This window comes from Mycolicibacterium palauense, from assembly GCF_002592005.1.
Taxonomy (GTDB): domain Bacteria; phylum Actinomycetota; class Actinomycetes; order Mycobacteriales; family Mycobacteriaceae; genus Mycobacterium; species Mycobacterium palauense.
Genome location: NZ_NVQF01000135.1, coordinates 1 through 9,343 on the forward strand (window position 1 = coordinate 1; position 9,343 = coordinate 9,343).

At 71.7% G+C, this 9,343-nt stretch carries 10 protein-coding genes and 1 pseudogene; all 11 read left to right on the top strand.

Annotated features, from left to right (window positions below; all coding sequences use genetic code 11):
• On the top strand, positions 1–155 hold a 155-nt coding region (locus tag CSR00_RS28285), incomplete at its 5' end, for a biotin/lipoyl-containing protein (RefSeq protein WP_141564515.1).
• Complete coding sequence (rsmD, locus tag CSR00_RS28290; RefSeq protein WP_099025692.1) at positions 152–712, top strand: 16S rRNA (guanine(966)-N(2))-methyltransferase RsmD; 561 nt, start codon at positions 152–154, stop codon at positions 710–712. The genes CSR00_RS28285 and rsmD, both read left to right, overlap by 4 nt.
• A gap of 64 nt (positions 713–776) precedes the next feature.
• Entirely contained in the window at positions 777–1,253 is a 477-nt protein-coding gene (coaD, locus tag CSR00_RS28295; RefSeq protein ID WP_099025701.1) for a pantetheine-phosphate adenylyltransferase, read from the top strand.
• Positions 1,254–1,340: 87 nt separating this feature from the next.
• Positions 1,341–2,078: a cell division protein SepIVA gene (gene sepIVA / locus CSR00_RS28300; RefSeq protein ID WP_099025693.1), complete on the top strand. Its 738-nt coding sequence runs from the start codon at positions 1,341–1,343 to the stop codon at positions 2,076–2,078.
• A gap of 93 nt (positions 2,079–2,171) precedes the next feature.
• A complete protein-coding gene (locus CSR00_RS28305; protein ID WP_099025694.1) occupies positions 2,172–2,741 on the top strand; it encodes a YceD family protein in 570 nt (189 codons plus the stop codon).
• Positions 2,738–3,430 (top strand): ribonuclease III, encoded by a 693-nt coding sequence (rnc, locus tag CSR00_RS28310; protein ID WP_099025695.1) that lies wholly within the window; start codon positions 2,738–2,740, stop codon positions 3,428–3,430. The genes CSR00_RS28305 and rnc overlap by 4 nt, the downstream gene beginning before the upstream one ends.
• A 10-nt stretch (positions 3,431–3,440) precedes the next feature.
• Positions 3,441–4,313, top strand: coding sequence for a bifunctional DNA-formamidopyrimidine glycosylase/DNA-(apurinic or apyrimidinic site) lyase (gene mutM, locus CSR00_RS28315; protein ID WP_099025696.1), 873 nt, complete (start codon positions 3,441–3,443; stop codon positions 4,311–4,313).
• 93 nt (positions 4,314–4,406) lie between these two features.
• Positions 4,407–4,820, top strand: coding sequence for an OsmC family protein (locus CSR00_RS28320; protein ID WP_099025697.1), 414 nt, complete (start codon positions 4,407–4,409; stop codon positions 4,818–4,820).
• Positions 4,817–5,119 (top strand): acylphosphatase, encoded by a 303-nt coding sequence (locus CSR00_RS28325; RefSeq protein WP_099025698.1) that lies wholly within the window; start codon positions 4,817–4,819, stop codon positions 5,117–5,119. The genes CSR00_RS28320 and CSR00_RS28325 overlap by 4 nt, the downstream gene beginning before the upstream one ends.
• A gap of 29 nt (positions 5,120–5,148) precedes the next feature.
• Complete coding sequence (gene smc / locus CSR00_RS28330; protein ID WP_099025699.1) at positions 5,149–8,754, top strand: chromosome segregation protein SMC; 3,606 nt, start codon at positions 5,149–5,151, stop codon at positions 8,752–8,754.
• 81 nt (positions 8,755–8,835) lie between these two features.
• Positions 8,836–9,343, top strand: a pseudogene (locus CSR00_RS28335) (flagellar biosynthetic protein FliQ); the annotation flags it as partial.

Here is a 9,343-nt window from a genome sequence, read left to right on the forward strand (position 1 = left end):
GCGAGGCGGTCGAGGCCGGGCAGACCGTGGCCACCATCGAGGCGATGAAGATGGAAGCCGCGATCACCACCCCCACCGCCGGCACCGTGGCGCGTGTCGCCCTGACCACCGCCACCCAGGTCGAAGGCGGCGACCTCCTGGCCGTCATCGGTTGACCCGCATCATCGCCGGCGCCGTCGGCGGCCGACCGCTCAGCGTGCCCTCCCGCGGGACCCGGCCGACGACCGACCGCGTGCGTGAATCGTTGTTCAACGTGCTGGCCGCGCGCCTGGACTTCACCGGGTTGACGGTGCTCGACCTCTACGCCGGCTCCGGGGCGCTGGGACTGGAGGCGCTGTCCCGCGGTGCGGCGGCAGCGCAGTTCGTGGAGTCCGACCAGCGCGCCGCGGCGGTGCTGGCGCGCAACATCGCCGCTGTCGACCTGCCGGGCGCGACCGTGCACCGGGCCCCGGTGAACGCGGTGCTGGCACACCGCGCTTCGGCGCCGGTGGACCTGGTCTTCGCCGACCCGCCCTACGACCTGCCCACCTCCGGGCTGCGTCAGGTCATCCAGTTGGTTACTGAAAATGGTTGGGCCGCAGAGGGAACCATTGCCGTGATCGAACGCGCAGCGGAATCGGCGCCGCTGTCCTGGCCACCGGGCTGGGCCCCCTGGCGGGAGCGACGCTACGGCGGAACCCGGTTGGAGACGGCCGAGTTCGCCGGCCCCTGATCGCCCGCGCGGGCCGGGCACGGTGCTGGCCGTGCCGTCGGCGCTGCTGCTACGGTCGACAGCCATGAGTGGCGCCGTCTGCCCGGGGTCCTTCGATCCCGTCACCCTCGGCCACATCGACGTGTTCGAACGGGCCGCGGCCCAGTTCGACGAGGTGGTGGTGGCGGTCCTGGTCAATCCGAACAAGAAGGGGATGTTCACCCCCGACGAGCGGATCGAGATGATCTCCGAGGCCACCGCGCATCTGCCCAACCTGCGGGCCGAGACCGGTTCGGGCCTGGTCGTGGATTTCGTCCGCAACCGGGGCCTCACCGCGATCGTCAAGGGGCTGCGCACCGGGACCGACTTCGAGTACGAGCTGCAGATGGCCCAGATGAACCGGCACGTGGCCGGGGTGGACACCTTCTTCGTGGCCACCACGCCGCGGTACTCGTTCGTGTCGTCCTCGTTGGCCAAGGAGGTCGCCTCGCTCGGCGGTGACGTCTCCGAACTGCTGCCCGACGCCGTCAACGAGCGGTTGCAGGCCAAGCTGCAGCGCTGAGCGCGCGACACACCGGGCCGCAAAAGCCTGGTCACAGGCGCAACACCAGGCACACTAGTAACAACAACGAGGCCTGGAGGATGCGCCGTGTACCGAGTTTTTGAAGCGCTCGACGAATTGGGTGCCATTGTCGAGGAAGCCCGCGGCGTGCCGATGACGGCCGGCTGTGTGGTGCCCCGGGGCGATGTCCTCGAACTCATCGACGACATCAAGGACGCGATCCCGGGAGAGCTCGACGACGCCCAGGATGTGCTCGATGCCCGCGACGGAATGCTGAGCGACGCCAAGCAGCACTCGGAGACCATGGTCGCCTCCGCGACCGCCGAGGCCGACTCCACCCTCGGGCACGCACGCGCCGAGGCCGACCGCCTGCTCGCCGAGGCCAAGTCCCAGGCCGACCGGATGGTCAGCGAGGCCCGCCAGCACTGCGACCGGATGGTCGGCGAGGCCCACGAGGAGGCCAATCGCCTGGCCGCGTCGGCCAAGCGCGACTACGAGGCGGCGGTCAGCCGCGCCAAGGCCGAAGCCGACCGCCTGGTGGAGAGCGGCAACATCTCCTACGAGAAGGCGGTGCAGGAGGGCATCAAGGAGCAGCAGCGGCTGGTCTCTCAGACCGAGGTCGTGACGGCCGCCAACGCCGAAGCCACCCGCCTGATCGACTCCGCCCACGCCGAGGCCGACCGGATGCGCGGGGAGTGCGACATCTACGTCGACAGCAAGCTCGCGGAGTTCGAGGAGTACCTCAACGGCACCCTGCGCTCGGTCAACCGCGGCCGCCACCAGCTGCGCACCGCCGCCGGCACCCACGACTACGCGCAGCGCTGACGCGCACAACCCGCCACGCCCGGTCCCCGCACCGCCGCGCCGACGCATAAGTCCGCTTCGGTCGCGCCGGCGAATCGCCGTAGAATCAAGCCCATGTCCGCCGCCAGTCCGCTGAAGATCAGCATCGCGAGATTGGGGCGGCGGCCCGGGGCGATGATGACCGTCACCGAGACCGTGCCGAGTCCGTTGCGCATCGGTCTGGACATGATCGCCATCGACAAGGGTGCGCCGCTGCACCTCGATCTGCGTCTGGAATCGGTGTCCGAGGGGGTGCTCGTCACCGGCACCGTGTCCGCGCCCACGGTCGGGGAGTGCTCCCGCTGCCTGTCTCCCACCGAGGGTTCGGTCACCGTCGAGCTCACCGAACTGTTCGCCTATCCCGACAGCACCACCGAGGCCACCACCGAGGAGGACGAGGTCGGCCACGTCGTCGATCACGCCGTCGATCTCGAACAGGCCCTGATCGACGCCGTCGGCCTGGAACTGCCGCTCGCGCCGGTGTGCGGTCCCGACTGTGCGGGCCTGTGCCCGCACTGCGGAGTCCCGCTGGCCACCGCCGAGCCCGGTCACCACCACGAGGTGCTCGACCCGCGGTGGGCGAAACTGGCCAGGTTCCTGCCCGGCGAACCCGGTACCGGCGACGACCGGCGGGAGGATCGGTGACCGGCGAGCGCCGGCCGCTGCTGGACGCACTCGGGGTCGGACTGTCCGACGAACTGCTCACCCTGGCGCTGACCCACCGCAGCTACGCCTACGAGAACGGCGGCCTGCCCACCAACGAACGCCTGGAGTTCCTGGGCGACGCCGTACTGGGCCTGACCATCACCGACGAGCTCTATCACCGGCACCCGGACCGGTCCGAGGGTGACCTGGCCAAACTGCGCGCCAGCATCGTCAGCGCCGCGGCGCTGGCCGACGTGGCGCGCGGTCTGGCCGGCGACGGGCTGGGCGCCTACCTGCTGCTCGGCCGCGGCGAGATGAACACCGGCGGCGCCGACAAGTCCAGCATCCTGGCCGACGGGATGGAATCGCTGCTCGGCGCGATCTACCTCGAACACGGCATCGACACCGCACGGGAGGTGATCCTGCGGCTGTTCGCGCAGCTGTTGGACACCGCCCCGACCCTGGGGGCGGGACTGGACTGGAAGACCAGCCTGCAGGAACTGACCGCCGCCCGCGGCCTGGGCGTCCCGTCGTATCTGATCAGCTCGACCGGCCCCGACCACGACAAGCAGTTCACCGCCACGGTGGTGGTCATGAACATCGAGTACGGCACCGGTGTCGGCCGCTCGAAGAAGGAGGCCGAGCAGAGGGCGGCGGCCACCGCCTGGGCCGCCATCGACGCAGACTGAGCGCGTCCCGATGCCCGAACTCCCCGAAGTCGAGGTGGTCCGCCGCGGCCTGGCCGCACACGTGACCGGCCGGACCATCACCGCCGTGCGGGTACACCATCCGCGTGCCGTGCGTCGCCACGAGGCCGGACCGGCCGATCTGACCGCGCGCCTGTTGGGCACCCGCATCGTGGGTGCCGACCGGCGGGGCAAGTACCTGTGGCTGCTGCTCGACTCCGGCGGTGACCAACCGGGCCGGCCCGACCAGGCGCTGGTGGTGCACCTGGGGATGAGCGGGCAGATGCTGCTCGGAGCGGTGCCCCGCCGGGATCACGTGCGCATCGCCGCACGCCTCGACGACGGCACCGTCCTGAGCTTCGTCGACCAGCGCACCTTCGGTGGTTGGCTGCTGGCCGACCTCCTCGACGTCGACGGCAGCGCCGTCCCCGAGCCGGTGGCCCATATCGCCCGCGACCCGCTCGACCCCCGGTTCGACCCCGACGCCGTGGTGCGGCTGCTGCGCTCCAAACACTCCGAGATCAAGCGTCAGCTGCTCGACCAGACGGTGGTCTCGGGGATCGGCAACATCTACGCCGACGAGGCGTTGTGGCGCGCGAGGATCCATGGTGCCCGGCTGGCGGAGAAGCTGAGCCGGCCGGCGCTGTCGAGGCTGCTCGGGGCCGCCGCCGAGGTGATGCGCGAGGCCCTCGCCCAGGGTGGCACGTCGTTCGACTCGCTGTATGTCAACGTCAACGGCGAGTCGGGCTACTTCGACCGCTCACTGGACGCCTACGGTCGGGAGGGCCTTCCGTGCCGGCGCTGCGGCGCGGTGATGCGCCGCGAGAAGTTCATGAACCGCTCCTCGTTCTACTGCCCGAAATGCCAGCCGCGTCCAAGGAGTTGAGGGGCTTGAGGGGCTTGAGGGGGTCGAGGGGGTTGGCCGACTCGACAACCGGCGACGGACGGCGACAATTCAGACGGGGACAAGAGGAGAACCATGACCGAACTGTGGGTGGACCGGACCGGCACCCGACGCTACGTGGGACACAGCTCACGCGGGGCGGAGGTGCAGATCGGCTCCGCCGACGTCGACGGTGTGTTCACCCCGGGCGAGCTGCTCAAGATCGCGCTCGCGGCGTGCAGCGGGATGGCCAGTGATCATCCGATCGCCCGCCGCCTCGGCGACGCCTATCGGGTCAGGATCCGGGTTTCCGGACCGGCGGACCGTGACCAGGAGCGCTACCCGAGGCTGGACGAGAGCATGGAACTGGACCTGTCCGGGCTCTCGGACGCCGACGCCGAGCGGGTGCACGTCGTCGCCAACCGCGCCATCGACCAGGTGTGCACGGTGGGACGCACCCTCAAGGCCGGCGCCGAGATCGTCTTCGAGATCGAGGACAACCGTTCATGACCGGCGGCGACGCCGGCGGGCAACGGCCCCCGGTCCGGTTGACGGCCTGGGTGCACGGCCACGTCCAGGGTGTCGGTTTCCGCTGGTGGACCCGCTCCCGTGCCCTGGAGCTGGGCCTGACCGGCTATGCCAGCAACCGCCCCGACGGCCGTGTGCTGGTGGTCGCCCAGGGGCCCCGGCCGGCGTGTGAGAACCTGCTGGGCCTGCTGAGTGGCGGCACGACGCCCGGCCGCGTCGACAACGTCGTCGCGGACTGGTCGCACGACACGGAACCGATGCAGGGCTTCCGCGAACGCTGAGCTGACCGCCGCCGGTACGCTGGCACGCCATGCACCTCAAGAGTCTGACGATGAAGGGCTTCAAGTCCTTCGCGTCGCCGACGACTCTGCGGTTCGAGCCGGGTATCACCGCCGTGGTCGGCCCCAACGGCTCGGGTAAGTCCAATGTCGTCGACGCGCTGGCCTGGGTGATGGGGGAGCAGGGGGCCAAGACCCTGCGCGGCGGCAAGATGGAGGACGTCATCTTCGCGGGCACGTCCTCGCGCGCGCCGCTGGGGCGCGCCGAGGTCACCGTCACCATCGACAACTCCGACAACGCGCTGCCGATCGAGTACTCCGAGGTGTCGATCACCCGCCGGATGTTCCGCGACGGGGCAGGGGAATACGAGATCAACGGCAACAGCTGCCGCCTGATGGACATCCAGGAGTTGCTGTCGGATTCCGGCATCGGTCGCGAGATGCACGTCATCGTCGGCCAGGGCCGGCTGTCGCAGATCCTGGAATCGCGCCCGGAGGACCGCCGCGCCTTCATCGAGGAGGCCGCCGGTGTGCTCAAGCACCGCAAACGCAAGGAGAAGGCGGTCCGCAAGCTGGATGCGATGTCGGCGAACCTGGCCCGGTTGACCGACCTGACCACCGAACTGCGCCGCCAACTCAAACCGCTGGGCCGCCAGGCCGAGATGGCCCGCCGCGCCCAGACGATCCAGGCCGACCTGCGCGACGCCCGGCTTCGGCTGGCCGCCGACGATCTGGTGGCCCGCCAGGCCGAGTTCGACGGGGTCGGTGGCGCCGAGGCCACCCTGCGACAGGAGCACGACGAGGCCTCCACGCGGCTGGCGGTGGCCACCGAGGCGTTGGCGACCCACGAAACGGCGGTGGCCAGCCTGACCGAGCGCGCCGAACAGGCCCAGCAGACCTGGTTCCGGCTGTCGGCGCTGGCCGAGCGGGTCAGTGCCACGGTGCGCATCGCCACCGAGCGTGCCGACCACCTGGGCACCGAGCCCGTCAGCTCCGGCGGCCCCGACCCGGACGAACTCGACGCCCAGGCCGAGGAGATCGCCGAGCGTGAACGGCAGTTGCTGGCGGAACTGGAGGAGGCCCGCGCCCGGTTGGACGATGCCCGCGCGGAGCTGGCCGAGGCCGACCGGGAGGCCGCCGAGGCCGAACGCGCCCATCTGGCCGCGGTCCGGGCCGAGGCCGATCGCCGCGAGGGCCTGGCTCGGCTGTCCGGTCAGGTCGAGACGATGCGGGCCCGGGTGGAATCCATCGACGAGCGGGTGGCGCGGCTGTCGGAGGGCATCGAGGAGGCCGGCGCCCGCGCCGAGGCCGCACAGGCGGAGTTCGAAACCGTCCAGGGCCGGGTCGGCGAGCTCGACGAGAGCGAAGTCGGCCTCGACGACCACCACGACCGCACCGTGGCCGCGTTGCGGCTCGCCGATGAGCGGGTGACCGAACTGCAGGCCGCCGAACGGGCCGCCGAACGCCAGGTGGCCTCGCTGCACGCCCGGATCGAGGCGCTCTCGGTCGGGCTGGAACGCAAGGACGGCGCCGCCTGGCTGGTGGAGAATCGCAGCACCGCGGGCCTTTTCGGATCGGTCGCCAAACTGGTCAAGGTGCGCCCCGGATACGAGACGGCGCTGGCCGCCGTTCTCGGTGCGGCCGCCGACGCGGTGGCCGCCGACGATTTCGGGGCCGCCCGCGCGGCGGTGGCGGCGCTGAAGGAGGCCGACGGCGGTCGTGCCGCCATCATGCTCGGTGACTGGCCGGTGCCCGACCGGCGGGCCGACGGCGAGCCCTCCGCCGGGCTGCCCGAGGGGGCGCGCCGGGCGCTGGACCTCGTCGAGGTGCCCGGCCGGTTGCGAGGTGCGCTGACGGCGCTGCTCGCCGACGTGGTCGTCGTCGATGATCTGGACGCCGCGCTCCAGGCGGTGACCGGCCGCCCCGATCTGCGCGCCGTGACCGTCGAGGGTGATCTTCTCGGCGCCGGCTGGGTCAGCGGCGGTTCCGATCGCCGGCCGAGCACGCTGGAGATCACCTCGGAGATCGACAAGGCCCGGGCCGAATTGGCCGCCGCGGAGACCCAGGCCGGCGAACTCACGGCGGCGCTGGCGGGCGCGGTGGCCGAGCAGGCCGCCCGCCAGGACGCCGCCGAACAGGCCCTGGCCGCGCTCAACGAGTCCGACGCCGCCATCTCGGCGATCTATGAACAGCTCGGACGCCTCGGCCAGGAGGCCCGCAACGCCGAGATCGAGTGGCAGCGCCAGATCCGGCAGCGCGACGAACTGGAGTCCAGCCGTCAGCAGACCGTCGCCGAGCTCGGCGAACTGGAGACACGCCTGCACAACGCCGAGGAGACGCCCGGCGAGGTCGCCGCCGAGCCGGTCGACCGCGAACGCCTGATGGCGGTGGCCGAGACGGCGCGCGCCACCGAGGTCGAGGCCCGGCTGGCGGTGCGCACCGCCGAGGAACGCGCCAATGCGGTGCGCGGCCGGGCCGACTCGCTGCGGCGCGCGGCCACGGCCGAGCGCGAGGCCCGGGAACGGGCCCAGCGGGCTCGGGCCGCCCGGGAGCACGCCGCGGCGGTGGCCGCCGCGGTGGCCGAGTCGGGGCGCAGGGTGGCCGAGCGGCTGGCCGCGGCGGTGGCCGTCGCCTCGGCGACTCGCGACGAGCTGGCCGCCGAACGCCGGCAACGCATCGCCGCCCTGTCGGCGGTCCGCGAAGAGGCCGACACCCTCAACGCCCGCATCGCGGCCCTGACCGACTCGCTGCACCGTGACGAGGTCGCCAAGGCCCAGGCCGCGCTGCGCATCGAGCAGCTTGAGCAGATGGTGCTCGACCAGTTCGGGATGGCCGGGGCCGACCTGGTCGCCGAGTACGGCCCCGATGTCGCGCTGCCCCCGAGCGAACTGGAGATGGCCGAATACGAGCAGGCCAGGGAACGCGGCGAGCAGGTGACGATGCCGGCGCCGATGCCCTTCGACCGGGCCACCCAGCAGCGCCGGGCCAAGCGGGCCGAGAAGGAGCTGGCCGAGCTGGGCCGGGTCAACCCGCTGGCATTGGAGGAGTTCGCCGCGCTCGAGGAGCGCTACAACTTCCTGTCCACCCAGCTGGAGGACGTCAAGGCGGCGCGGAAGGACCTGCTCGACGTGGTCGAGGAGGTCGACGCCCGCATTCTGCAGGTCTTCGCCGAGGCCTATGCCGACGTCGAGCGCGAGTTCTCCCAGGTGTTCGCCTCGCTGTTCCCCGGCGGCGAGGGGCGACTGCTGCTGACCGACCCCGCGGACATGCTCACCACCGGTGTGGAGGTCGAGGCACGCCCGCCGGGCAAGAAGGTCAAACGGCTCTCGCTGCTGTCCGGTGGGGAGAAGTCACTGACGGCGGTGGCCATGCTGGTGGCGATCTTCCGGGCGCGGCCGTCACCGTTCTATGTGATGGACGAGGTCGAGGCCGCGCTCGACGACGTTAACCTGCGCCGGCTGCTCGGGCTGTTCGAGCAGCTGCGTGAGCGTTCGCAGCTGCTGGTGATCACCCATCAGAAGCCGACGATGGAGATCGCCGACGCGCTCTACGGGGTGACGATGCAGGGGGACGGGATCACCCAGGTGATCTCCCAGCGCATGCGCGGCCAGGAGTTGGCCGGCGCCGCGGCGCACTAGACACCCGCCGCCGACGGGTCCCGGACCCGTCGCCGCCCGGGGCCCGTCGGTGCCCGGCGCCGGTTTTGGAACAATGGCCGGGTGTCCCAGGGTTTGTGGATCGCCATCGCGGTCATCGCCGTTCTGCTCATCGCCGCACTGGTCGTCGTCGGGCTGCTGCGCTACCGCCGGCGGCGCATCAGTCTGACCCAGGCGCCGGCCGACGCCCCGAAACAGGTCGACCGCTCCGGGGGCTACACGGCCTCCTCGGGGATCACCTTCAGCCAGTCGGCGCCCACCGCGCCCGCACCGCCCACGCAGCCGCCCCGGGGCGGGCTGGACACCTCGGGACTGCCAGCGGTCGGCGACGACGCGACCATTCCCCGGGACGCGCCGAAACGTCCCATCGCCGACGTGCGCCTGCCCGAGCCGGACACCGAAGCCCCGCCCGCCGCTCCGCCGGCGCCTCCGGTCCCGCCGGTCCCGCCGGCCCCTGCGCCCGGAGCGGAACCCGTAGCCGCGCCCGAACCCGCTCCTGAAGTACCGGAGGCCCCCGAAGTACCGGAAGCCCCCGAAGTACCCGAAGCCCGTGAAGGCGGCGCCCCGCCCG